This window comes from Burkholderia sp. BCC1996, from assembly GCF_905339955.1.
Classification (GTDB): domain Bacteria; phylum Pseudomonadota; class Gammaproteobacteria; order Burkholderiales; family Burkholderiaceae; genus Burkholderia.
Genome location: NZ_CAJPHM010000011.1, coordinates 1 through 24,110, shown reverse-complemented (window position 1 = coordinate 24,110; position 24,110 = coordinate 1). Strand labels below are relative to the sequence as shown.

At 64.9% G+C, this 24,110-nt stretch carries 24 protein-coding genes; 11 read left to right on the top strand and 13 right to left on the bottom strand.

What is annotated here, in order from left to right; genetic code table 11:
- Positions 1–2: 2 nt before the first annotated feature.
- Positions 3–557: an NADPH-dependent FMN reductase gene (locus tag U4Z64_RS17605; protein ID WP_044848764.1), complete on the bottom strand. Its 555-nt coding sequence runs from the start codon at positions 555–557 to the stop codon at positions 3–5.
- A gap of 375 nt (positions 558–932) precedes the next feature.
- On the opposite strand from U4Z64_RS17605, the gene U4Z64_RS17600 reads away from it, so the two are divergent.
- On the top strand, positions 933–1,529 hold the full coding sequence (locus U4Z64_RS17600) for an RNA polymerase factor sigma-70 (protein ID WP_257772826.1): 597 nt from the start codon (positions 933–935) through the stop codon (positions 1,527–1,529).
- Positions 1,510–1,746, top strand: coding sequence for a zf-HC2 domain-containing protein (locus U4Z64_RS17595; protein ID WP_124666278.1), 237 nt, complete (start codon positions 1,510–1,512; stop codon positions 1,744–1,746). Before U4Z64_RS17600 ends, U4Z64_RS17595 begins: the two co-directional genes overlap by 20 nt.
- A 152-nt stretch (positions 1,747–1,898) precedes the next feature.
- Here the strand turns inward: U4Z64_RS17595 and arsC are convergent, their stop codons facing one another.
- Positions 1,899–2,255 carry an arsenate reductase (glutaredoxin) gene (gene arsC / locus U4Z64_RS17590; RefSeq protein ID WP_044848770.1) on the bottom strand — a complete coding sequence of 119 codons (357 nt, stop codon included), beginning with the start codon at positions 2,253–2,255 and terminating at the stop codon, positions 1,899–1,901.
- Positions 2,256–3,407: 1,152 nt separating this feature from the next.
- On the opposite strand from arsC, the gene parA reads away from it, so the two are divergent.
- Together parA and U4Z64_RS17580 are read left to right on the top strand one after the other, a co-directional pair.
- Positions 3,408–4,070 carry a ParA family partition ATPase gene (parA, locus tag U4Z64_RS17585; RefSeq protein ID WP_006751663.1) on the top strand — a complete coding sequence of 221 codons (663 nt, stop codon included), beginning with the start codon at positions 3,408–3,410 and terminating at the stop codon, positions 4,068–4,070.
- Positions 4,071–4,093: 23 nt separating this feature from the next.
- On the top strand, positions 4,094–5,155 hold the full coding sequence (locus U4Z64_RS17580) for a ParB/RepB/Spo0J family partition protein (protein ID WP_044848761.1): 1,062 nt from the start codon (positions 4,094–4,096) through the stop codon (positions 5,153–5,155).
- 90 nt (positions 5,156–5,245) lie between these two features.
- Here U4Z64_RS17580 and U4Z64_RS17575 read toward each other — a convergent pair whose 3' ends face one another.
- Entirely contained in the window at positions 5,246–6,610 is a 1,365-nt protein-coding gene (locus U4Z64_RS17575; protein WP_057925458.1) for a replication initiation protein, read from the bottom strand.
- Positions 6,611–8,430: 1,820 nt separating this feature from the next.
- On the opposite strand from U4Z64_RS17575, the gene U4Z64_RS17570 reads away from it, so the two are divergent.
- Positions 8,431–9,612 carry a DNA-binding protein gene (locus U4Z64_RS17570; protein ID WP_044848759.1) on the top strand — a complete coding sequence of 394 codons (1,182 nt, stop codon included), beginning with the start codon at positions 8,431–8,433 and terminating at the stop codon, positions 9,610–9,612.
- Between the two features lie 139 nt (positions 9,613–9,751).
- Here the strand turns inward: U4Z64_RS17570 and U4Z64_RS17565 are convergent, their stop codons facing one another.
- The 3 genes from U4Z64_RS17565 to U4Z64_RS17555 form a co-directional block, all read right to left on the bottom strand.
- Positions 9,752–10,765, bottom strand: coding sequence for a tyrosine-type recombinase/integrase (locus tag U4Z64_RS17565; protein ID WP_124485971.1), 1,014 nt, complete (start codon positions 10,763–10,765; stop codon positions 9,752–9,754).
- Positions 10,766–10,866: 101 nt separating this feature from the next.
- Positions 10,867–11,244: a DUF2471 family protein gene (locus tag U4Z64_RS17560; protein ID WP_124485970.1), complete on the bottom strand. Its 378-nt coding sequence runs from the start codon at positions 11,242–11,244 to the stop codon at positions 10,867–10,869.
- Between the two features lie 127 nt (positions 11,245–11,371).
- Positions 11,372–11,983, bottom strand: a complete 612-nt coding sequence (locus tag U4Z64_RS17555) for an XRE family transcriptional regulator (protein WP_321809965.1) — start codon at positions 11,981–11,983, stop codon at positions 11,372–11,374.
- 161 nt (positions 11,984–12,144) lie between these two features.
- Between U4Z64_RS17555 and U4Z64_RS17550 the strand changes: the two genes are divergently transcribed.
- Entirely contained in the window at positions 12,145–13,344 is a 1,200-nt protein-coding gene (locus U4Z64_RS17550; RefSeq protein ID WP_124485968.1) for a glycine C-acetyltransferase, read from the top strand.
- Positions 13,345–13,357: 13 nt separating this feature from the next.
- Entirely contained in the window at positions 13,358–14,386 is a 1,029-nt protein-coding gene (gene tdh / locus U4Z64_RS17545) for an L-threonine 3-dehydrogenase (protein ID WP_044848754.1), read from the top strand.
- A gap of 525 nt (positions 14,387–14,911) precedes the next feature.
- Here tdh and U4Z64_RS17540 read toward each other — a convergent pair.
- Entirely contained in the window at positions 14,912–15,313 is a 402-nt protein-coding gene (locus U4Z64_RS17540) for a hypothetical protein (protein ID WP_321820584.1), read from the bottom strand.
- Positions 15,310–15,948 carry a GNAT family N-acetyltransferase gene (locus U4Z64_RS17535; RefSeq protein ID WP_321820583.1) on the bottom strand — a complete coding sequence of 213 codons (639 nt, stop codon included), beginning with the start codon at positions 15,946–15,948 and terminating at the stop codon, positions 15,310–15,312. The genes U4Z64_RS17540 and U4Z64_RS17535 overlap by 4 nt, the downstream gene beginning before the upstream one ends.
- A gap of 191 nt (positions 15,949–16,139) precedes the next feature.
- On the opposite strand from U4Z64_RS17535, the gene U4Z64_RS17530 reads away from it, so the two are divergent.
- Both U4Z64_RS17530 and U4Z64_RS17525 read left to right on the top strand, forming a co-directional pair.
- Complete coding sequence (locus U4Z64_RS17530) at positions 16,140–16,754, top strand: TetR/AcrR family transcriptional regulator (protein WP_321820582.1); 615 nt, start codon at positions 16,140–16,142, stop codon at positions 16,752–16,754.
- A gap of 54 nt (positions 16,755–16,808) precedes the next feature.
- Positions 16,809–17,288: a DUF1348 family protein gene (locus U4Z64_RS17525; RefSeq protein ID WP_012365039.1), complete on the top strand. Its 480-nt coding sequence runs from the start codon at positions 16,809–16,811 to the stop codon at positions 17,286–17,288.
- Between the two features lie 158 nt (positions 17,289–17,446).
- On the opposite strand, the gene U4Z64_RS17520 is transcribed toward U4Z64_RS17525, so the two are convergent.
- Both U4Z64_RS17520 and U4Z64_RS17515 read right to left on the bottom strand, forming a co-directional pair.
- On the bottom strand, positions 17,447–17,713 hold the full coding sequence (locus tag U4Z64_RS17520) for a hypothetical protein (RefSeq protein WP_321820581.1): 267 nt from the start codon (positions 17,711–17,713) through the stop codon (positions 17,447–17,449).
- Positions 17,714–17,828: 115 nt separating this feature from the next.
- Entirely contained in the window at positions 17,829–18,914 is a 1,086-nt protein-coding gene (locus tag U4Z64_RS17515; protein WP_321820580.1) for a tartrate dehydrogenase, read from the bottom strand.
- Between the two features lie 117 nt (positions 18,915–19,031).
- Here U4Z64_RS17515 and U4Z64_RS17510 point away from each other — a divergent pair, with 117 nt between their 5' ends.
- Positions 19,032–19,955, top strand: coding sequence for a LysR substrate-binding domain-containing protein (locus U4Z64_RS17510; RefSeq protein WP_124666271.1), 924 nt, complete (start codon positions 19,032–19,034; stop codon positions 19,953–19,955).
- 312 nt (positions 19,956–20,267) lie between these two features.
- Here the strand turns inward: U4Z64_RS17510 and argC are convergent, their stop codons facing one another.
- The gene (gene argC, locus U4Z64_RS17505; protein WP_321820579.1) at positions 20,268–21,215 is read right to left on the bottom strand and encodes an N-acetyl-gamma-glutamyl-phosphate reductase; all 948 of its coding nucleotides are present in this window, start codon (positions 21,213–21,215) and stop codon (positions 20,268–20,270) included.
- Between the two features lie 118 nt (positions 21,216–21,333).
- Between argC and U4Z64_RS17500 the strand changes: the two genes are divergently transcribed.
- On the top strand, positions 21,334–22,218 hold the full coding sequence (locus U4Z64_RS17500) for a LysR family transcriptional regulator (RefSeq protein ID WP_044849281.1): 885 nt from the start codon (positions 21,334–21,336) through the stop codon (positions 22,216–22,218).
- Between the two features lie 26 nt (positions 22,219–22,244).
- On the opposite strand, the gene U4Z64_RS17495 is transcribed toward U4Z64_RS17500, so the two are convergent.
- A complete protein-coding gene (locus tag U4Z64_RS17495) occupies positions 22,245–22,709 on the bottom strand; it encodes a signal peptide protein (RefSeq protein ID WP_321820578.1) in 465 nt (154 codons plus the stop codon).
- A gap of 60 nt (positions 22,710–22,769) precedes the next feature.
- On the bottom strand, positions 22,770–23,987 hold the full coding sequence (locus tag U4Z64_RS17490) for a DUF3734 domain-containing protein (protein WP_044849279.1): 1,218 nt from the start codon (positions 23,985–23,987) through the stop codon (positions 22,770–22,772).
- Positions 23,988–24,110: the final 123 nt, after the last annotated feature.

Below are 24,110 nucleotides of genomic sequence, written 5' to 3'. Positions count from 1 at the left end.
GATCAGGCCGCCTTCAGCACGCGCACCCAGTCGACGTAGCGGTCGACGAAACCCTGCAGGAACTTGCGGGTGTCTTCGCTGACGATCTGGCCCTCGTCGTCGATACGCGCCGGGTCGTGCTTGATGAACATTTCCGGCTGGCCGAGCGTCTTCACGTCGAGATACGCAAGCACGTTGCGCAGGTGCTGCTGCGCGAGCGCGGTGCCGGTCGCACCCGGCGACGTGCCGAGCACCGCACCCGGCTTGCCGGACCACGAGTTGTGCCCCCACGGGCGCGAGCCCCAGTCGAGCGCGTTCTTCAGCACGCCCGGGATCGAGCGGTTGTACTCGGGCGTCACGAACAGCAGCGCGTCGGCCGCCTCGATCGACTGCTTGAAGCGCTTCGCGACTTCCGGAAAGTCCGCGTCGTAGTCCTGGCTGTAGAGCGGCAGTTCGCCGATCTCGACGAATTCGAACGAGAAATCGGCGGGGGCGAGCGAGATCACGGCTTGCGCGAGCGCGCGGTTCCAGGAACCGCGACGCAGGCTGCCGACGACGACTGCAACACGATAGGACATGGCTTTCTCCTTCCGGTGAGTAAGGAATCGGGTCGATTGATTCTGGGCAGGCGACAAAGGTCTGTTTATAGGCAAGCCAGCCCGCGAGCCGTCCCACGGGGCCGACCGGCTGACTTTCCACAAGGTTTTCCACAGAAATTGTGGATAACTTGACCGTTATGGTCTGATGTTACAGACCGCCCGCGTCGCGATTTCGCGACGCGCGACGCCAGGCTTCGGCAAGCATAGCGCAGCGCGCCGGCCGGCTTCGTGAATTCGCGACGGAACATGCGTTGCAGCGCAGCGTCTCGCCCAGTAAGCTGCTCGCACACCGCGATGCGCCCGCCCGGTGGCGCGCACGCGAGCGCTTTCGCTTCGTAAGGCTCCCGACCTGCCATGCTGTCCGCGTACGACGACCCTGCCTATCTCGCGCAACTGCGGCGCGACCTGCTGCGCTTCGCGCGACTCCAGCTCCGCGATGCCGATGCGGCCGAGGATGCCGTGCAGGAAGCGCTGACCGCCGCGTGGTCGCACGCGGGCGAGTTCGCGGGACGGTCCGCCCACAAGACCTGGGTCTTCGGCATCCTGCGCAACAAGCTGATCGACATCCTGCGCGCGCGGCAGCGGACGGTGAGCCTGTCCGCGCTCGATGCGGAACTCGACGGCGAATCCGCGCTCGATCGCGAACTCTTCAAGGAAAACGGGCATTGGGCGCCGCACACGAAGCCGCGGCCGTGGCCGCGGCCCGAAACGCTATTGCAGCAACAGCAGTTCTGGATGCTGTTCCAGGTCTGCCTCGACCACTTGCCGGAACACATCGGACGCGTGTTCATGATGCGCGAATTCCTCGACGTCGAGATTGCCGACATCTGCAGCGAACTGACGTTGACGACGAATCATTGCAGCGTGTTGCTGTATCGGGCGCGCACGCGCCTGCGCACCTGCCTCAGCGAAAAAGGAATGACGACCGAAGATGCTGCCGGGGAAATGTAGGGACGTGACGCGACTGCTGTCGGATGCGCTCGACCGGTCCTTGACGCTTCATGAGCGCATGCAGGTGCATGTGCATCTGCCGACTTGCAGCGGATGCCGAGTGTATCGCGGGCAGATCGCGCTGCTGCGGACGGCAGCGCATGCGGCGGCGGGGCGGGGGACGGGGGATGAAGCGGGTGGCGATCGGGATGAGTCGTCGGGCGACGGGCAGGGCTGAGTTGCTGCCTTGTGATTTCTGCTACGAGCGGTTCATTTGATGACCATCGGCAGCGTAGCCACGGTGGTCGATTGCGGCTCGCGAATTCAGCCGCTTATTCCCGGCGCGCTCGCGCCGGGATCATGCGATAAGAAAAATACGCCGAACAACAATTATTCGAACAGCGCGCGCACCGACTCGGGCGGACGGCCGATGGCCGCCTTGCCTCGATACACGACGATCGGACGCTGCAGCAGAATCGGATGAGCCGCAATCGCTTCATAGGCCTCCGCGTCGGTCAGGCTCGCACGGGCCAGATCCAGCGTCTTGTACGGCTCTTCGCCGTCGCGAAGCATGTCGCGCACCGGGCGCCCGAGCTGACGATGCAACGCTTCCAGTTCCTCGACCGTCGGCGGCGTCTTCAGATACTCGACGACATTCACCTGCGTGCCGGCGGTGTTCAACGTCTCGACCAGTGCGAGCGTCTCGCGGGACTTTGAGCAGCGGGGGTTGTGGTAGATCGTGATCATCATTCGGACCTGGATAGGAAAGGCACGTATTGTAGCCAGTCTGGTTGCGTGCGTTTCGGCGGGGACCGGCGCGCGGGCGAAAGGGGAGTTGGAGTACGGTGCGGCGTGCGGGGAGGAATCGTTCGAGCCGACGAGCGCGCAGAGCGCGTGATGCCTTTATGCGCATAAAGTGCGTTGTATGGGCAATCGCCAAGGACGTCTGCGGTGGCGAGCGCCGATGAACGACGACTCACCGCTACGGCGTGTTGCAGGTTCTCACGCGAGGGCCACCGTACGGTTTTGGTTTTATCCGTCGCCGGGTTTATGCGCATAAAGCTGTCGCTTCGCGAGGTGGGGAGGTCCACTGATATCGCGACTGGGCCGGACACTTCGATGCCTCGAACGATCAGCGGGGCGATACGCGATCGCGTCCGTCCGGGGCATTGTCGCGGGACGTATTAATGCGCGCTTGCCGACGTGGGGCCGCCGATCGCTGCCGAGCCTCTCAATGGTTTATGCGCATAAACGCTTGGGGCGGCCACCGCTTCACCGCTTCACCGCTTCACCGCTTCACCGCTTCACCGCTTCACCGCTTCACCGCTTCACCGCTTCACCACTGCACGCTGCACGCTGCACGCTGCACGCTGCACGCTGCGCACGGCGCACGGCGCACGGCGCACGGCGCACGGCGCACGGCGCACGGCGCACGGCGCACGGCGCACGGCGCACGGCGCACGGCGCACGGCACACGGCACACGGCACACGGCGCGAGTATCGTGCCGGCCTGAGTCGCGCCGCGTTCGTCATCCAGGCCCGTGCTCAAGCGAGGACGCCGACTCGCAGATGCTCTCCTGCACCGCCGAAGTTTATGCGCACAAACTCCTCCGTCACCAAGGCCCCGCGCGTTCGGCTATCGACAGGGCAGGCGCCAACACATTGCGCCGATCAGCTTCTCGAACGACGGGCAGAAACGCCTGTCGTCACGACGATCCATCGGCTCATCATCCACCGCAGCAATCTCACCGCCATCCGCTCCAGTCAGCCAGCGTCCCCATTCGTTTATGCGCATAAACCGATAGCCCGAATGGCTAACGCGTAGTTGGCAAACGACAATTTCATTGAAATATAAATATCGTCCTGTAGAATTCCAACGACCAAAAACAGGAGTGAAAATTGGCCGCGGAAATCATTGCAGTCACTCAACAAAAAGGTGGCGTCGGCAAAAGCACGATTGCCATGCACCTCGGCGCGGCATTCCATGAGAAAGGGAAGCGCGTCCTCGTCATCGACGCCGACGGTCAAAACACACTGATTCACTGGTCGAGCGCATCCGGTGACAGCGACGCCGGCATCCCGTTCCCGGTCGTCAATCTCGCCGAAGCCGGCGGCCAGATCCATCGCGAGATCAAGAAGTTCATCAACGACTACGACATCATCGTCGTCGATTGCCCGCCGTCGATCACCGAGAAAGTCTCCGGCGTCGTGCTGCTGGCCGCATCGATCGCCGTGATCCCGACTTCGTCGTCGCCAGCCGATTACTGGTCGAGCGTCGGGCTGGTGAAGCTGATCCAGCAGGCGCAGGTGATGAACGAAGACCTCCGTGCCGTCTTCCTGCTGAACAAGACCGAAGAGAAGCGCATGCTGACCCGCGAGCTCAAGCGTGCGCTCGAGGAGCTCGGCTTCCCGTTGCTGAAGACGCAAATCCCGACCCGGGAAGCGTATAAGCAGGCAATGGCGCTCGGTCAGACCGTGCTGCAGATGAACGATCGCGGCGCCAAGCTGGCCGCCGCGGAAATTCGCGCATGTGCCGACGAAATCGTCGCCATGCTGCCCTGACTTTATGCGCATAAAGGAGTCACATGAAACCCTCCCAATTTGCAAAAGGATTCCAAGCGCGCCCGGATATCACGACGAGCGAGAAGCGCACGGCGCTTGATCGGCTGAATGCCATCGACGGCATCGTCAAATCCGAGACGGCCACGCCGGCCCCGACGAAGTCCGCCAAGAAGGACATCACGCCGCCACCGTCTCCGGACGTCCTGCTCGATCCGTCGATCGACGAGTCGCCGCAATATCGCGCGTGGCGCCTCGAGAACCGCTATGCGCCCGGCCAGGTAATCGAACTGCCGTTGAAGGCGATCAAGCATAGCCCGTTCAACCCGCGGCACTTCTATCTGAAGTCGTCGATTGCCGAACTCGCGGTCAACCTCGCGAAGCAGGGGCAGCAGCAGGCGATCCACGTGATTCCGGACTACGACAATCCGGGCTCGTATTTCGTCAGCGACGGCGGCCGCCGCGTGCGCGCGCTGAAGGAAGCGAACAAGGAGTCGGTAAAGGCGATCGTGATCGACGTGCCGATCGGGATCCAGAGCTACAAGCTCGGCTACGACCTGAACGTGCAACGCGATTCGCAGACGGTGTTCGACAACGCCGTCGTATGGCGCCGCTTCCTCGACGACAAGCACTTCCTGAGTCAGAAGGAACTGTCCGAGCATCTCGGCCTCGACGAGTCGACGGTCGCGGTCGCGCTGTCGATCGGCAAGCTGCCGGAAAGCGTGATGCAGGAGATGGTCGCGCGTCCCGATCGTTTCGGTTCGAACATGGCGTATCAGGTCGGCCGTTATCACAACGCGCGCGGCACCGAGGCGACGCTGCGGCTGATCAACAAGATCGTGTCCGACGATCTCAGCACGCGTCAGGTGTCGGACATCGTCAAGGGCCGCGTCGCGGCGCAGGAAACGCCGAAGCCGGCGGGCCGCCAGCGCTATGCGCAGCGTCTCGAGATCAAGCTCGGCGGCAAGTCGGTCGGCGACCTGAAGTCGTATGGCGAAGACCGCATCGAACTGCGCCTGCGCGGCCTCCCGAAGGACAAGCGCGACGCGATCCTCGAGCAGCTCGAGCGGATGCTGTTGTCGGACTGATGGAAACGGCCGGCAGGGCCTGGCGATGCGCCGGGCCCGCCGGTTGGGCGGGCGGCCGGCGGCGGCCCGTCAGAGGGGCCTGAACAGGCCTCAGGCGGCCCGCGATTGATTCAGGGTGAATGACAGCAGGTCGCCGTCGGTCGGCTCGCCCCAGGTCTTCTGGGCCAGCCAGTCGAAAAACGCCGTCTCGGCCAGCTTCGAATCGAGGCCGCGCTTGCGCCAGTCGTCACGCAGGTGCGAGCCCATCGTCGGCAGCACTTCCGACTCGAACGACTCGCGCGCCACTTCGCGCTCCGCGTCGCCCTGCTCCTCGTACAGCACCTTCGCTTCCTTGCGGCGGAACGCCGCGAATTCGCTCAACAGACGCGCCTTCAGATCGTCCGGCTGCGCCGCGACGACCTTCGCGGCAGGCGTGCCCGACGGCAGCGCGTCGACGGACTCGACCGGCGGCGCATAACCCTTCTTCAGCGCATCCTTGAACAACGCGGGCGCGCTGCGCACCGGCGGCAGCGTCGTGCTGCGCATCCGTTGCTCGGTCATCTGCAGCGCGGCGCGAATCCGGTTTTCCTCGCTGTCCGCGTAGAGCGTCTGCGCTTCCTTGAGCGGAATCCCGAGCTTCACCATCCGGTCGACCAGCGTGCTGTCGAACACGTTCGGATGCTCGTCGAGCGCGAGCATCGGCTGCTTGCGCTCGGTCACGCGGAACTGGATCTCCGCGACCCGGCGCCCTTCGCGATGTTCGATCAGTTCGACGAAGATGTTGGTGACCGCATTGACCTCGGCGATCGCCGGACGCAGGTAGTCGCGCTTGAAGTACTTGTACTCGCGCTTCGCCTCGTCGCCGGCTTCCGTATCGGGCGTGCCCGACAGGATCGGCCGCCACCATTCCCACGGCTCGCGCATCGTCAGGTGGCTCGGGTTCGTCAGGTAGCGCACGCAGATCTCGTAGAGCGCGAGACCGGCGCTGCTGCGCAGCTGGCTCTGGAACTGCAGGCTCAGACGCGCGTACTGGACCGGGTCGAGCAACTTCTTCTTGATCTTAGGTGCGAACGAGAATTCGACCCACACGCGGCGGGTAGCCGGATCCTCGAGAATTTCGGCATCGGCGATCAGCGTCGAGATCCCCCACTTGCGGCCCGGCTTCTGGCTCGACGTCCCCGTGCTCCATTCGACCTGGACCGAGACCATGCGGCGCAGGTGTTCCTTCACCAGCGCGGTGTCGTTCGAATCGAAGGCGGAGTTGGCGACGATATCCGACAGCAGCGCGCGATACGTATCGCCCGAGTCGTCGGCCTGCTGCGCGACGGCGAGCAGGACGTTGAACAGCTTGCGGGTCAGGAGCGTGATCTTGCCGCTCTTCGGCTGAATTGCGATCGCCTCGACGGCCTTACGCAATTCGGCTGAACTGGCACTCACCACATCCACATCGGTTTTCTTGGCGCGCTTCGTGGCCATGCGTCGGGTCGGAGGAGAAGTTTCACGGAAGGATAGCGCCTGTGGTGATGTGCGTCCAGAACGACATGCTCACCATAGCGGGTGAAGTGCGCGTGTGAAACGGCACTCACCCCAACCCTCTCCCGAAAACCCTCACCGGTCCGGATTTACAGCGTTTCGGACTCGTCCAGACGTGTCGCGGGATGCGCGGATTCACAGATTTTTGCCTGTGCTCGACACGTGCGAAACTTGCTCCCGTATCGGCTCACCTTTCGATTTGTCGTAATTTTGCGACTGCGCTTCCGGGTCCTCGTCACAGGGTCGCCACTGGACGTCGCGACATCGAGTGGACAGGCCCGCACCGGCCTGTATGCATGTACAGGCGCGGCTGACCGGGGCGACCGCAACCACGCCAGGGACCCGGAAACCGCGCCAAAAAGGATGCGGGGCGACGCCATCGAAGCCGATTCACGGGCCCGGGCGCGCATTGTACAGCGCACAGAAACCGTTCGGTCCCGAAAATTCTCACCTCAACGGCTCCGAATTCTGTGCGCCGGATCCAGACGAGTCCCCGGCACACGCGGGATCGCCAGCCAGGACCTCCCGAAAAGCCTCACCTTATTGAAAAAAGCGGCGCTCCAACGGATGCGGATACGGCTCCCGAAAAACCTCACCGTAACCGCCGCGGTATCAAAAATGTCAATGCCGTCCGATACTTATGTGCAGCAGGCGTTCCGCTGTGTCCGGCGATCGCCCCCGAAAAGCCTCACCTTTGCGGCAGGCGAACGTCGGCGGCAGCTGTGTATCGACTCCTGAAAACTCTCACCTGTGCCAAAAAGTGGCACAGCAAAAATCAGATTTCTGCCAGTCCCGGCGGGCTTTTCAGCGAATTCGCCCCGTTATGGGTCCCGAAAAGCCTCACCTTTGCCCTACTTTCGAGCAAATGGCGCTCCCGAAAAGGCTCACCTATCAGGCAAACGGCAGCCTGAGATCGGTGTCCCGAAAAAGCTCACCTCAACGGGATCCGGGCAGGAAAACCCGGATTTCGCTCCCGAAAAGCCTCACCTTTCAGGCTTCACAGGCCCCACAGGGCACTTTTGCTGTGCAAAATGACCATCGTTTCCCGGAAATCCTCACAGCAAATCCCTGTGGAGTCCCGTGAAGCCTCACCTTTCATGAAAACTGCCCAAAAGATGGGCAGAATAGGGGCGCGAGTAAGGTCCCGCAAATTCTCACCTATGTCTGCACAGGCAGAAAACTGTGCGCTCAGGCACAGCGCGGGTTCCATGGCTGTGCAGCCCCGAAAAGCCTCACCTTTGGGAAATCTCGCATTTCACTGTGATCCCGAATCCGCTCACGACCTTTCCTGCATCGGCTCACGCAGATCCCCGAACCCCATCACTTCAGCTCCCGCAGAAGATCACCTTGGTTCCCGTAAAACTTCACCTTGTCGGCCGGAAAGCCTTGCTACATAAGGCTGTGCCGTGGCGTTAACGTTTTTAACTAAGGGTTCAAGGGTGTTTACTTCTAATACTCTCAAGACATCGGTCGTCGAGTTTTCCACAGAGACCCCAACCCCTGAACACCGACAGTGAGCGTGACGCCCATCATGTGAAACAAATGCCCTTTTTCGGGGCTTGCTAAAAAACGCTTTCAGCACAAGTACTTGGCTCGCTTTCTTCGCTTTGTTTCACGGAATCGGGACGCTGGCTCATCCAGATCGGCTCACAGCGCCGATTTCTGTGCACAGCGACGCAAATTCACCGCGGCCGACAAAAACAGGTATCAAAAAATACGTATTCCGTTATGATCACAACATTTCAATGTCTGTGAGTCCTGCCATGACGCTGGATGAAATACGTGAAGCCATCCGGGAAGAACTCGAATCGCTACGCGCGAGCGGCGCGCGCCGCCAGGAGTTGTCGCTGCATGCCTGCAAGCGCCTGTTTTTCGATCTCGGCATCCGGCCGTCGGCCGCCAATGTCCGCGATCTGACCCAGACCGGCAGTGCCAGCGACATTCCGAAGGACATCGATCATTTCTGGGAACGGATCCGTGCCGCGTCGAAGGTTCGGCTCGACGGTGCGGCGATTCCGAAAGCGGTCGAGGAAAAGGCCGGCGCATTGCTCGGCGCGCTATATGAAGAGGCGTTGAAAGCGGCCAGGGAAAGTCTCGATGTCGACCGCGAGCAAATCCGCGCCGGCGTGACCGATGCGGAACAGCGGCTGCGCGACGCCACGGTTCGCCAGGAAACCCTCGAGGGCGCGCTGACGCGCAGCGAAGCCCGCAACGAGCAGCTGCAGGCGCGTGTGACCGAGCTCGAGGTGCAACTAGCCTCGCAATCGACGCACGGTTCGGCAAACGAGGCGACGCTGCTCACCACAGTCGCCCGACTCGAAAAGGAACTGGCCGCCATGGCCGGCCGCGTCGATGCCGAACAGACGCAGAACGCGGCGCTGCGCGACCGTATCGACACGCTGCAAGCCGAATTGCAGCAGCGCACCGAACACTATGCGCAGCAGATCAAGGATGCGGTGGCCGAAGCCGAGCGCCGCGTCAAACCGATGCTGGTCGAGCTGGACTCGCTGCGCAGCATGGCGTCGACCTACCAGAGCGGTTTGCGCGACGTGCAACGCAAGGAATTCGATTTCCTTCAGCAACTGAGTTCGACCAAGGCCCGCGCGGACCGGCTCGAGGAACAGCTTCGCAGCCAGGGCGACGAGTTGGAGCGTGCGACGCGCGAGGTGAATACGCTGCGCGCGAGCCGCGGGATGAACCCCGAGATTTCCGCGCTGATCCGGCGCCTGGCCGATGCCGGTCAGCTGGATGCCGATGCGTTTTCCGCGATCGGGACGTCACTGGACCATGAAATTCCGGTGCCGACCCAGTGCCCGCATTGCGACGGCGAACCGGAGTTGTCGCACGGCGACGACGGGTTCGAAGTATCGTGCCCCGAATGCGAACATGCGTCGGGGCCCTGGCCTTCACGATTCGAAGCGATCGCACGCTTTGCACGCGATTGACGCGCCGGTCGGCACAGCGATCGCACAGGTGAGGTGATTCGGGACGCGTGAGGTGAGGTTTTTCGGGAGCTGCGAAACGGTGAGGCTACGCCACACAAGGCTGCTCACGGATCACGTCGCGTGAGCAGCCGGTTCGTCATCAGTGAGTTTCGTCCTGGTCGGAAGCGTCACCATTCGCGAGATCGTCACGCCAGTTTTTCCACGCGCGGTGCAGCCGGTTCGACGAGATCGGCCGCACGAAGCCGAGCCATTTACCGACCCGCTCGGGCGGTACGTCGTGTTCGAACAGCTCGGCCGCATAGGTATTGCGCAGCGTTTGCGGACTCGCGCGCGCGGTGCGCGACGACGTCAGCCCCGCGGATTCGACGATCGCGTCGATCGCGCGCAGCATCGTCGCCTTGTGCATCGGCCGCCCGGCATGCGATGCGGGAAACACGAGCTCGCCGGGAATCTCCTGGCGCTTGCGCTCCACGAGCCATGCTTCGAGCAACGCGATCGCGAACGACGCCAGATGGGTTTCGCGCGCGAAATCGGGATGCGTCGACGGGATCTGCAGCGACGTTCCGCTCGTATTGATGCAACTAATCGTGAGCACGCGTGCTTCGCCGGTCTTCACGCCGGCGCCGAGAAACGCGGCGACGAGCGCGCGGTCGCGCCGCTCTTTCCAGTATGCGGAGCCCGACACGCCGATCGGCGAAAACAGGTAGGCCAGCAACTTTGCGCGTTCGGCCGGCGTCAGGAAACCGGTTGGCTCGTTGTCGCGTGCCTGACGCCAGTTCGCTTCGCCATCCTGAGCAATGAAGCGGGCCGGGTTGGTGGACGCGAACTCGGTGCGCCGGATGTGGTCGAGCACGCGTTCGATCAGCCGCAAATAACGCATTCTCTGTGTTTTCCGGATCGGAAGCTCGCCGACGAAGTTCGCGATCGTTGCGGTATCGACGGTGGCCAGGTTTTTCTGGTTTGCACGCAGCCACGCAAGAAAGGCGCCCCATTGCGCGCGGTAGACGTCGGCCGACGAACGGCGGTAGTCCTGCATGGCAAGCCACGCGTCGAACGCGGCTTCGGGCGAGATGATCCAGTCGGACGCGCCGCGGTCGAACAGATCCTTTTCTTCCGGGCGTGCCGGGGTGTCGGAGGGCGTGGGAAGGGACATGTCATTTATTCCGTTAGTTGCGTATATGGTAGCCCTTTCCGCAACGTCGCGGACAGCAGGATGCGGGAGCCGCCCACCGTGACGGACGCTCGGGCCTGACGTCAGTCGCCCCACGCCTTCGACGGGCGGTGAACGCGCTCGCGGGGCGCCGCTTCCTGCGATTTGGCCGCGGCTTCATACGCGAGGACCGCGAACGAGAACACGGCGGGCAGCGCGTTCGATCGGCCGAAGTCGATCGGATCGTCCGTTTCGGGAAAGGTCATGTCCGACGGCCGTTCGAACAGTTGACGCATGCCGGCCTCGTGCCGGCTGGCAAAGCCGAGATCGGCGAGCGCCTCGGCTTCGATCGCGTGCAGCAGGCGCCACGACAGCGGGACGCGCTGACGGATGTAGCGCCCGGCTATATGGCGAACGATCAGTTCGAGGTCGTGCGCGGCAGCCTTGAAGCTGAGCGCGGCCAAATCTTGTTCTTCTGTCATCGCAGGCTCCTGTCGACCGGCGCGGCGCCTCGGTGCGCCGCCCCGGCCATGCATGGCGGAATGTCCGTATACTGTACAAATATACAGTGTCTTCCGCAACTGGCCTTTCGGCCAGCTACCCGCATCGTCAGCGATGAATCACGATCAGCAGTGCGCGCGCCTCGGTCTTGCCGGGGTTGCGGATCGCGTGCGGCGTGTCGGCCGGGTAGCGCGCGGTGTCGCCCGCCTTCAGGCGTCGGCTCGCCGCCGCGGCTTCGATTTCCATCGCGCCCTGCAGCACGGTGAGGTGCTCGCGCGTGCCGGGTTCGTGCGCGTTCGATACGAGCGCGCCGCCGCCCGGCAGCGTCAGTTCGTACCACTCGAACTTGCCGGCCAGGTCGATCGGGCCCCATACGCGCAATTGATAGCGGCCGTCGTGGCCGGCGAGCGTCGGGATGTCGTGCGGGCCGTCCACGCGGATCGTCTCCGGCGCTTTCGGCTGAGAGAACAGTTCGTCGAGCGTGATGCCGAGCGCATTCGTGAGCCGCCATGCGACCGCGATCGTCGGATTGGCCTTGTCGCGCTCGATCTCGGAGAGCATCGACTTCGATACGCCAGCCGCGCGCGACAGGTCGTCGAGCGTCAGCTTGCGCTCGTTGCGCAGGCGCTGGATTTGCTCGCCGACGCGCGGCGGCGTCACGCCCGGCGCTTGCGGTGCGGCGCTGGCAGGCGTGCGCCGCGACGCGGAGGAACTTGCCATTTGGTTTCCGTTCGCTTAGAGTTGTTCGGTATTTCGAATTCTAGTTCGGAATATCGGATAAATGCGGTCAACCGAACGACCGACTATAACAGTAGCAGGCCGTTGCGCCGCCGCCACGAGCGGCGCGCGACGGGATGCGAATCCCTGTCAGGAGCTTTGCGATGCGTGATGCCTTTCTCGCCCAGGTGCGCGGGACGCTCGACCAGATCCGCGCGGACGGTTTTTACAAGACCGAGCGCGAGATCGCGAGTCCCCAGGCGGCGGCCGTGCGGCTCGCCGGCGGTGCCGGCGTGCTGAATTTCTGCGCGAACAACTATCTCGGTCTGGCGAACGATCCGCGCCTGATCGCCGCGGCGCAGGCCGGTCTCGACCAGGACGGCTTCGGCATGGCGTCGGTGCGCTTCATCTGCGGCACGCAAACCGTGCACAAGCAGCTCGAAAGCGCGCTGGCATCGTTTCTCGGCACCGAGGACAGCATCCTCTATTCGAGCTGCTTCGATGCGAACGGCGGCCTGTTCGAGACGCTGCTCGACGAGAACGACGCGGTGATCAGCGACGAGCTGAACCACGCAAGCATCATCGACGGCATCCGCCTCTGCAAGGCGAAGCGTTTCCGTTACAAGAACAACGACCTGTCCGACCTCGAGGCGAAGCTGAAGGAAGCCGACGCCGCGGGCGCGCGCCACAAGCTGATCGCGACCGACGGCGTGTTCTCGATGGACGGCATCATCGCCGACCTGAAAGGCATCTGTGACCTCGCCGATCGTTACGGCGCGCTCGTGATGGTCGACGATTCGCACGCGGTCGGCTTCATCGGCGCGCATGGCCGCGGTACGCCCGAGCACTGCGGCGTCGACGGTCGCGTCGACATCATCACCGGCACGCTCGGCAAGGCGCTGGGCGGCGCATCGGGCGGCTACGTCGCGGCCCGCCGCGAGATCGTCGAATTGCTGCGCCAGCGTTCGCGCCCGTACCTGTTCTCGAACACGCTGACGCCGAGCATTGCCGCGGCGTCGCTGAAGGTGCTGGAACTGCTCGGCAGCGACGAAGGGGCGAAGCTGCGCGAACGCGTTCGCGAGAACGGCGCGCGTTTCCGCGAGCAGATGACGGCCGCGGGTTTCACGCTCGTGCCGGGCGCGCATCCGATCATCCCGGTGATGCTCGGCGACGCGCAGCTTGCGACCAACATGGCCGACAAGCTGCTGGCCGAAGGCGTCTACGTGATCGGCTTCTCGTTCCCGGTCGTGCCGCGCGGTCGCGCGCGCATCCGTACGCAGATGAGCGCCGCGCATACGCCCGAACAGATCGATCAGACGGTCGCCGCGTTCGTGCGCGTCGGCAAGTCGCTCGGCATCGTCTGACGGAGGCGCGACCATGAAAGCACTGGCAAAGCTCGAACGCGGCCCGGGCCTCACGCTCACGCGCGTGAAGCGCCCCGAAGTCGGACACAACGACGTGCTGATCAAGATTCGCCGCACGGCGATCTGCGGCACCGACATCCATATCTGGAAGTGGGACGACTGGGCGCAGAAGACGATTCCCGTGCCGATGCACGTCGGTCACGAATACGTCGGCGAGATCGTCGAGATGGGGCAGGAAGTGCGCGGCTTCGCGATCGGCGATCGCGTGTCCGGAGAAGGCCACATCACGTGCGGCTTCTGTCGCAACTGTCGCGCGGGGCGCCGGCATCTGTGCCGCAACACCGTCGGCGTCGGCGTGAACCGTGAAGGCGCGTTCGCCGAGTACCTGGCGATTCCCGCGTTCAACGCGTTCAAGATTCCGCCCGAGATCTCCGACGATCTCGCGTCGATCTTCGATCCGTTCGGCAACGCGACGCATACGGCGCTGTCGTTCAATCTCGTCGGCGAGGACGTGCTGATCACCGGCGCGGGCCCGATCGGGATCATGGCCGTCGCGATCGCGAAGCACGTCGGCGCGCGCAACGTCGTGATCACCGATATCAACGACTACCGGCTCGAACTTGCGCGCAAGATGGGCGCGACGCGCGCGGTCAACGTCGCGCGCGAGTCGCTGCGCGACGTGATGGCCGACCTGCGCATGACGGAAGGCTTCGACGTCGGTCTCGAGATGTCGGGCGTGCCGAGCGCGTTCACGAGCCTGCTCGAGGCGATGAATCACGGCGGCAAGGTCGCGCTGCTCGGCATTCCGCCCGCGCAGACGGCGATCGACTGGAACCAGGTGATCTTCAAGGGGCTCGAGATCAAGGGCATCTACGGTCGCGAGATGTTCGAGACCTGGTACAAGATGGTCGCGATGCTGCAAAGCGGTCTCGATCTGTCGCCGATCATCACGCATCGCTTTGCGGCGGACGATTACGAGAAAGGCTTCGCCGCGATGCTGTCCGGTGAAAGCGGCAAGGTGATTCTCGACTGGACGGTCTGAGTGCCGGCGGGGCGGTTCGGTACGTTTGCCGGCTTCTCCGCTCGTGCGGGCATGAGCGTTTGTCGGGGCTGGGCCGCTTCGACAAACGCGTAAGGTGAGAATATTCGGGAGCTGTGTTTGCGTACCGAACGGCGGCTCGATCATGCTGCCGCGTGTCGCGCAGGCGTGGAATTCAACGGGCTGCACGTCGTTTCTCGTCAGCGATACGAGGGCGATCGCACTTCGATTCCGCAGCACTCATCGGTGACATGCAATCGCGCATGCACCTCACCCATCAGCGCCGCTCCGCTGCCCACTCCGTCGCGTCGCTCGGCGCGTGCCTTTTCTTCCTGCCCTTCCGTTTTCGCTTGTCGTGCCTGAATAGTGGGCCCTTGCCGCATCATCGCGTGTCATGGTTTTGCCCTGCGTCAGCGCCAGCACGTCACCACGCAACCCGGTCACGGCTCGGCCTCGAGGCGTGAGCCGATCACCGACGTGCAACTCACCCATCAGCCCGCCAGCCGGCATCGATCGGTGCGCTGCCTGCTATTCGATCCGCTCACCATTCGACCGTCGCGGCTCGAGTTGCAGACTCAACACGACGAGCCAGCGTTTCGGGCATTGCGGTGCGATTTCGATCGGATCGCCATGCGCGCCGGACACCGTCACGAGTCCGTTTTGCGCTGCATGCCGATACGCGCGCGATGCGTCCGCCTGAAGCCAGAAGCTGACCAGCGCGCACGTGACGAAGCGGAACAGCAGCAATGTCGCGGCTTCCGGCGTGTCGCCCAGCAACACGAGCAGGCTGTCGAACGCGAGCGTCAGTATCTGCGTGACCGTGATCGTGATGACCGTCAGCTTCACCAGCCCGCGCATGCGCAGTGCTGCCCGCGTGCGGGCGCGACGTAGTGCGAGCCGCGCGCGATCGACGTCGCTTTCGTGTCTCACGACGCCGCTCCGGCGCGCTGCGCGACGTCGATCGATGTCGTGTCGGATACAGGCATCGGCTCGCCTGCTACGCCAACCGCCTTGCACAGGATTGCGCTGTCGTAGCTGTGTCCTGCAAACCGCATCACGTCGATCAACCGAAACCCTTCGCGACGATAGAAGTCGACGAGCCGGACAGCCGCATGCGGCGCATCGAGCGCGATGTGCGTCGCGCCACGCGCGGCAGCCCGCCGTTGCGCGAACGCGAGCAGCGCACGGCCGATGCCGCGGTCCTGCCAGACCGGATCGACGGCCAGCTGGCCGAGCGTCGCGACGCGTCGGCTGCGATACGGATCGCAACGCGAATCGGGATCGTGCGCTTGCATCGTGATCGTCGCGACCAGATGCGCGTTGCCGAGCGCGACGAAACACTCGCTGGTGAGCATGCGTTCGCGCGTCGCCGACGCCGGCTGGTCGACACCCGGACAGTTGAAGCCCGCGGCGCCGAGTGGCGCGTACGCACGGTGCAGCAACGCGGTCAGCGACTCATACGAATCGCTGCGCGGATCGAAACGCCGTACCACGACGCGGCCGTCGAGCCGCTTCGCATAAGCCGCATAGGCACGCGCGGAGCGTGCGGATTCCGGTCGCTGCATGATGTCCTTTCGGCCAGACAGGGTGACCGAAGTGTAGTGAGCACCCCGCGCCAGCTTCAAGAAAAAATGTCGTAAACGCCGGCTGCAATGCGCCGCTCGCCATCGGGACCATGCGGCGATCGGCCCTTCCGACGGCAGGGCCTTTTCACGCGGCTGTTGACGAGGGAGAACGATCGTTCTACCGTAAACCCATGAACACACATGATGACCTCTCCGGCGAACCGGCCGTTCGCGACCGGCTGCTCGACGCGGCCGAAGCGCTGATCTACTCGGGCGGCATCCATGCCACGGGTGTCGACGCGATCGTGAAGCGATCCGGTGCCGCGCGAAAGAGCTTTTATTCGCATTTCGAATCGAAGGAGGCGCTGGTCGTGGCCGCCCTCGAGCGCCGTGACGAACGCTGGATGCGCTGGTTCGTCGACGCGACGCTGGCGCGCGGCAAGTCGCCGCGTGCGCAGTTGCTCGGCATGTTCGATGTGCTGCGCGACTGGTTCGTGGAACCCGATTTTCACGGCTGCGCATTCCTGAACGCGTCCGGTGAAATTGCCGACGCCGACGATCCGGTGCGCATCGTCGCGCGCATGCACAAGGCGCGCTTGCTCGCGTTCGTGCGCGAGCGGTTCGACGCGTATGCCGACGCAGCCGGGATCGAGCGCCGCGGGCTGGCCCGCGTCGCACGTCAATGGCTGGTGCTGATCGACGGCGCGATCGCCGTGGCGCTCGTCAGCGGCGATGCCGTCGCGGCGCGCGATGCGCGCGCAGCCGCCGAATGCTTGCTCGATACGGTGTCTCGAGCGTCGCAGTAACGCGTCCCAACCGGCTGCGTTCGTGCGCAGCCCAACCTTGAACAGGAGCATCCCATGTCCGCTTCCCCGGAAGTTCGTCCGCCCGTTCCGCCCTTCACGCTCGACACGGCGCGCCAGAAAGTGCGCGCCGCGGAGGATGCGTGGAACACGCGCGACCCGCAGCGCGTGTCGCTCGCCTATACGCCGCAGAGCCGGTGGCGCAATCGCGCGGAGTTCGTGACGGGCCGCGACGAGATCGTCGGCCTGCTGCAGCGGAAATGGACGCGCGAGCTCGACTACCGGCTGATCAAGGAGCTGTGGGCGTTCGGCGGCAATCGCATCGCGGTGCGATTCGCGTACGAATGGCATGACGACGCCGGCAACTGGTTCCGCTCATACGGAAATGAAAACTGGGAGTTCGACGAAAACGGCTTGATGGCGCATCGCCACGCGAGCATCAACGATCTGCCGATTCGCGAAGCGGATCGCCTGTACCACTGGCCGCTCGGCCGCCGTCCGGACGATCATCCCGGCCTGTCCGATCTCGGGCTGTGATGCAGCACGATGACGACGCGTGAACGCGTTCGATCACGCATCGAGCGTGCCGCCTGTGCTCAACGGTGAGGAAATTCGGGAGCCGTGTATTGAGGTGAGAGTTTTCGGGAGAAGGAGCGATTCCGTGCGGGACGGTGTGATGCTTCACGTCCCGCGTCTCACCGATCATTCTTCGCAGGAAACGGCGCGATTGCGCTGACGGAAGCGCCGTGCGCATTGCAGTGCTCGCGCTTTCGTTGCGTTGCCCGCGCGCGAATCGAATGCGACATCGACACTGGCGGGATTCGATCGGTGTGTAGCGATGCGCGATGCAACTCACCGCTCGACTTCGACGTGATGCCGGTTACGGCGATGGATCGACACGTGACCGTGCGTGTCACCGCATCGCGTTGCTCACCGTTCGAAATCGACATCGATACCGACACGCGCGCATCCAGGCCCGCGCATCGGAATCAACCAGGGTGCGCGGCAGCCGGTCGAGTTGCTCACCCCTGAACACGCATCCATCGACCACCTGCGCGCACCCTGCGCATCGTTCCGTCAGCCGGCGATCCGCGCCGCGATCGCTTCACCCACTTCCTGCGTCCTTGCCTGGCCGCCGAGATCGCGCGTGCGCGGCCCGGTGCGCAGCACGTCCTCGATCGCCGCGACGATCGCATCGTGCGCTTCGCGTTCGCGGCCCGCGCCGTTGCCGAGGAAGTCGAGCATCATCGCCGCCGACCAGATCATCGCGATCGGGTTCGCGACGTACTGGCCCGCGATGTCCGGCGCGGAGCCGTGCACCGGTTCGAACAGCGACGGAAACGTGCGATCCGGGTTCAGGTTCGCCGACGGCGCGATGCCGATCGTGCCCGTGCAGGCCGGCCCGAGGTCGGACAGGATGTCGCCGAACAGGTTCGACGCGACCACGACGTCGAAGCGGTCGGGCTGCAGCACGAAGCGCGCGCACAGGATGTCGATGTGCTGCTTGTCGACGGCGATCTCGGGATAGCGCTCGCCCATCTCGGCCGCGCGCGCGTCCCACCACGGCATGCTGATCGCGATGCCGTTGCTCTTCGTCGCGACGGTCAGGCGCTTCGCGCGGCGCTGCGCGAGCTCGAACGCGAACTTCAGCACGCGCTCGGTGCCGTGACGCGTGAAGATTGACTGCTGCATGACCACTTCGCGCTCGGTGCCTTCGAACATCGTGCCGCCGACCGACGAATATTCGCCTTCGGTGTTCTCGCGCACGATCATGAAGTCGATATCGCCCGCGTTGCGGCCGGCGAGCGGCGACGGCACGCCGTCGAACAGGCGCGCGGGCCGCAGGTTGATGTACTGGTCGAACTCGCGGCGGAATTTCAGCAGCGAACCCCACAGCGAAATGTGGTCGGGCACCGTCGCGGGCCAGCCGACCGCACCGAACAGGATCGCGTCCATGTCCGACAGCTGTGCCTTCCAGTCGTCCGGCATCATCTTGCCGTGCTGCACGTAGTAGTCGCAGCTCGCCCAGTCGATCTGTTCGAACTGGAAACGGATGCCGAAGCGCGCCGTCACGGCGTCGAGCGCGCGCAGGCCCTCGGGCATCACTTCACGGCCGATGCCGTCACCGGGGATGACGGCAATCCTGTAAGTCTTGTCGCTCATGCAAGCCTCCTTGGCTGTTCGGGCCGCCGGCAGCGTGCGCAGCGGAACGTGACGCCATTTTATTTATTTCCATTCAGATTAAAATCGTGCGAAAGGTTAATCGACTTTCCACGAATCGTGAACAAATCGCCGAATCTCGACGACCTGCGCGTCTTCAGCCTGGTCGTCCGCCTGACGAGCTTCAGCGCGGCCGCCGAGCAGCTCGCGGTGTCGCCCGCGTACGTGAGCAAGCGCATCGCGCTGCTCGAGGCGCAGCTCGGCACGCGGCTGCTGCATCGCTCGACGCGCCGCGTGACGGTCACGGAGGCCGGCGAACGCGTGTTCGCGCGTGCCGAGAAGATTCTCGACGACGTCGATCATCTCGTCGAGGATGTCTCGACCACACGCACGGTGCCGCGCGGCACGCTGCGCATTTCGAGCAGCTTCGGCTTCGGCCGCCATGTCGTCGCGCCGGCGTTGCTCGACTTCTCCGCGCGCTATCCGCAGCTGAACGTGCGGCTCGATCTGTTCGACCGGCTCGTCGACGTCGCGGGCGAAGGCTACGACCTCGACGTGCGCATCGGCGACGAGATCGCCGATCACCTGATCGCGCGCCGCCTTGCCGCGAACTACCGCGTGCTGTGTGCGTCGCCCGACTATCTCGCACGACGCGGCACGCCGCGCACGCTCGCGGATCTCGCGTCGCACGACTGCCTCGCGATCAAGGAGCGCGACCATCCGTTCGGCGTGTGGCGGCTGAACCTGCGCGGAGAAACGGCAACGGTGAAGGTCGGCGGCGCGCTATCGACGAACCACGGCGAGGTGGCCGTGCAATGGGCGCTGGCCGGGCGCGGGATCGTGCTGCGCTCGATCTGGGAGGCGGGGCCGCTGATCGAACGCGGCGCGCTGCGGCGCGTGCTGCCGGACGTGATTCAGCCGGCGAACATCTGGGCGGTCTATCCGGAACGCGTCGCGGCTTCGGCGAAGGTGCGCGTGTGCGTCGATTTTCTGGCGGAGGCGCTCGCCGGGTTGAATGCCGCGGCGAGCGACGATGCGGGCTGAAATCGGTGAAAGGTGAGCTTTTACGGGGGCATGTCTGCGACGTCGGCACAGCCCGTTTGGGGCTGCCATCGTGTCATGGGCCGACACGATGCAACAGGCAGCGATACGTCGATGGCCGCGAGGCACGGGCCCGACCGACGATGATGCCCGCACCCGCACCCGCACCCGCACCCGCACCCGCACCCGCACCCGCACCCGCACCCGCACCCGCACCCGCACCCGCACCCGCACCCGCACCCGCACCCGCACCCGCACCCGCACCCGCACCCGCACCCGCAACCAAACCGCGGCTCACACCCGCGGCTCCGGCGTTCAAGCCGCTTGCGCAGCGCTCGCCGCGCCGAGCATCAGGTCGAGATTCTGCACGGCCGCGCCGGATGCCCCTTTGCCGAGATTGTCGAACACGGCGGACAGCAGCACCTGACCGTGATCGTCATTGACGAACACGCTCAACCGCAGGTCGTTCGTACCGTTCAGCGCCTGCGGATCGAGATGCGTGATCGTGCGCGTATCCGCGAGCGGCGTGACCTCGACATGGCGCGCGCCGGCGTAATGGTGCGCGAGACACGTGTGCAGCAACTCACCGGTCACGCCGGCCGGAAGAAGGCGCAGCTCGATCGGCACCGTCAGCACGATGCCCTGCCGATAGGCGCCGTAAGCCGGCACGAACAGCGGACGGTGCGCGAGCCCGGCATGCAGCTGGATCTCGGGCGCATGCTTGTGCGCGAGCGCGAGGCCGTAGACCTGCAGCGGTTTCGCGCGCGCGGCGTCGTTCGATTCGAATGCGTCGACGGCGGCGCGGCCGCCGCCCGAGTAACCGGACACCGCATGGATGCTCACCGGGTAGTCGCGCGGCAGCAGGCCGGCCTGTTGCAGCGGCCGCAGCAGCCCGACCGCGCCTGTCGGATAGCAGCCCGGATTGGTGACGCGCCGTGCACGTGCGATGGTCTGCGCGTGCCCGTCGGCCATCTCGGGGAAACCGTAGACCCATTCCGGTTCGGTGCGATGGGCCGAGCTCGCATCGATCACGCGTACAGCCGGATTCCGGATGAAGCCGACCGCTTCGCGCGCGGCGGCGTCGGGCAGGCACAGAATCGCGATATCGCACGCGTTGATCGCTTCGCCGCGCCGCGCGGGGTCCTTGCGCTCGGCGTCCGGCAGCGTGACGAGCCGCAGGTCGGTGCGATCCCGCAGGCGCTCGTGGATCTGCAGTCCGGTCGTACCTTGGTCGCCGTCGATATAGACAGTAGGGAGGCTCATGATGGTCGCGTTCCTCGTTTCGGGCATCGGGAAAGCCGTATCGTCCATCGAACGCCTAGAATAGGAAAAGTTGAATTTCCTGATGACCGGATTCAGTTTTCCTGAACGAGAGGTGGGCATGCGCGAGATCAGTCTGGACCGGCTGCGTACGCTGGTCGCAATCGCCGACCAGGGATCCTTCGTGGCCGCCGCGCAGCTGCTGCATCTTGCGCCGCCGACGGTCAGTCTTCATGTCGCCGAACTCGAAAGCCGCATCGGTGCGCCATTGCTGTCGCGCACGCGCGGCAACGTGCAGCCGTCGACGATCGGTGCGGTGCTGGTGGAGCGGGCGCGCCGTCTGCTGGCCGAGGTCGAGTCGACCCTCGACGACGTGGAACGGCAGGTGCAGGGCCTGACCGGGCGCGTGCGCCTCGGCGCATCGACCGGGGCGATCGCGCATCTGTTGCCGCAGGCGGTGGCCCGGCTGCGCGAGCAGCATCCGGACATCGATGTCCAGATCGCGGTGCTCACGTCGCACGACACACTGGCGCGGCTTGCGCAGGGTTCGCTCGACGTCGGGCTGGTCGCCCTGCCGCAGGCAGCGGTCGCGGGGCTGTCGATCCGCGCGTGGCGGCGCGATCCGGTGCTGGCCTTTCTGCCCGCGGACTGGCGGCTGCCGGCACGCGTGACGCCGGCCTATCTGGCCGCGCGCCCGCTGATTCTCAACGATGCGACCACCCGCCTGTCGCGGCTCACGACGGAATGGTTCGCGCTCGGCGGCCACCGGCCCGAGCCGCGCATCGAACTCAACTACAACGATGCGATCAAGAGCCTGGTCGCCGCGGGTTACGGCGCGACGCTACTGCCGCACGAGGCGGGCGCCCCGTTGCCCGACCCACGCATCGTCATGCGGCCGCTGCGTCCGGCGTTGTGGCGCGAACTGGGCATCGCGCATCGGGCCGGCCCGGTCGAGCGGTCGACCCAGCACGTGCTCGACGCGTTGTGGGCGCTCGGCGCGCGCTAGGGCGCTCAGGGAACCGCGCCGCCGTCCTACAGCCGGTTGTCCTTCGCGAGCATCAGCACGCGCGCCCAGCGCTGCGCATCGCGCTTGTCCATCATCGGCAGTTTCCATTCGCCGCGCACCGTGTCGCGCACGCGCACGACGAGATGCCAGCGGCCGCCGATCGGCGCCGCCTCGCAGCCGTCGAGCTGCGACAACGTATAGCGGCCGTCCGCGCCGTCGTGCGACAGCCACAGCAGCCCCTGCGTCGCGGACACGCGCAGCTCGCCCCACGCGCGATGCACGATGTGGGTCCAGCCTTGTTCCTTCGTGTTCGGTGCGATGTCGCGGCGGCGCTTGATCCACCATGCGATCAGCGCGATCAGGATCGCGGCGGCGAGCACGGCGGCCGCGATCGCGACCGGCTGGCCGAACTGCGCGGCGATGACGTGAAACAGGTGGACGGCGCCCCATCCCAGGGCGATGAGCGCGAATAGCGCAATGAAGATCGGCATGTCGAATCGGAACAAAGGACGGACCGGCGCAGCCTGCGCGCCGGTCCGTCGCATACGGCATCACCGGCGGCGGTGAATGTCGTGCGTGACGAAGCCCGCGTCGTTGGTGGGCAGCGCGAGGCCGTCCTTGACCGCGAGCGTCTTGCGGATGTCGTCGAGACCCGCGCACCAGTGGTCGCGCATCGTCGACAGACCGAACTGATAGTCCTTGTAGTGGTGCTCGTACGCCTTCTGCTGATAGATCAGGTGCTGGATGTTGTATTTCTTCCCGCTCGACATCGCTTCAGCCTCGATGCACCACGGGTCGTTCTTGCGCTGCTCTTCCGGTACCTGCTCGAGCACGTGGCGCAGCACGTTGCGGTAGCGCTGTTCGCGCTGCAGCGTATCGGTGACGAAACGCGTGCGGCTCGAATACTGCACGTCCTTCGTGCGTTCCGCGACGTCGGCCATCGTGCGCGGCAGCGGCCCGCGCGCGCTCCACAGATCGACCTGGAACGCGAGCGTGTCGCGCCGCGGACGCGCGCGCAGCACTTCCATCAGCGGCGTGTTCGACACGACGCCGCCGTCCCAGTAATACTCGCCGTCGATTTCGACCGGCGGAAACGCGGGCGGCAGTGCGCCGGACGCCATGAAGTGCTCGGGTTCGAGGCGGATGCGCGAGTTGTCGAAGTACACGAAGTTGCCGGTGCCGACGTTGACCGCGCCGACCGACACGCGCGTCTCGCCCGAGTTGATCCGGTCGAAATCGCACAGCTTGAGCAGCGTCGCGCGCAGTGCCGACGTGTCGTACCAGCTGATCTTTTCCGGATGATCGGACACGCCCGGCAGCGGCGGCGGGAAGCGCGGCGAGAAGAAGCCCTGCTGGCCCTGCATCATCGCGCTTGCGGCCTGCGATGCGGTGAAGAACGTGCGGACCTGGTCGATGCTGTTGAACAGCGCGAATTCGAACGCGGCCGGAATCGCGGGAAAGAACGCCGGCTGGCAGATCGTTTCCCAGAATTGGCGCAGCCGCTCGACGCGATGTTCGGGTGCATTGCCGGCGATCAGCGCGGTGTTGAGCGCGCCGATCGAGATGCCTGCGATCCAGTCGAGCGGAACGCCCGCTTCGTGCAGCCCTTCGAATACGCCGGCCTGATACGCGCCGAGCGCGCCGCCGCCCTGCAGGACGAGCGCGATGGTTTCGTACGGCAGCGACCGCGCAGCGGCCGGCGCGCCGGCTTCGTGATGCAGGTCCGCCGCATCGACGGCCTGCTTTTCTGTACGCGCGTGCGGTTTCATCAGTTGCTCCGAGAAATCCCGCCGTGGACGGCGGAGATGGATGGCGTGGCGTCGACCGACGGCACGCCGTCCTTGGTATGGATGGTGGTGTGGAAGTCGCCTCCCGTTACAGAGGCGAGGACC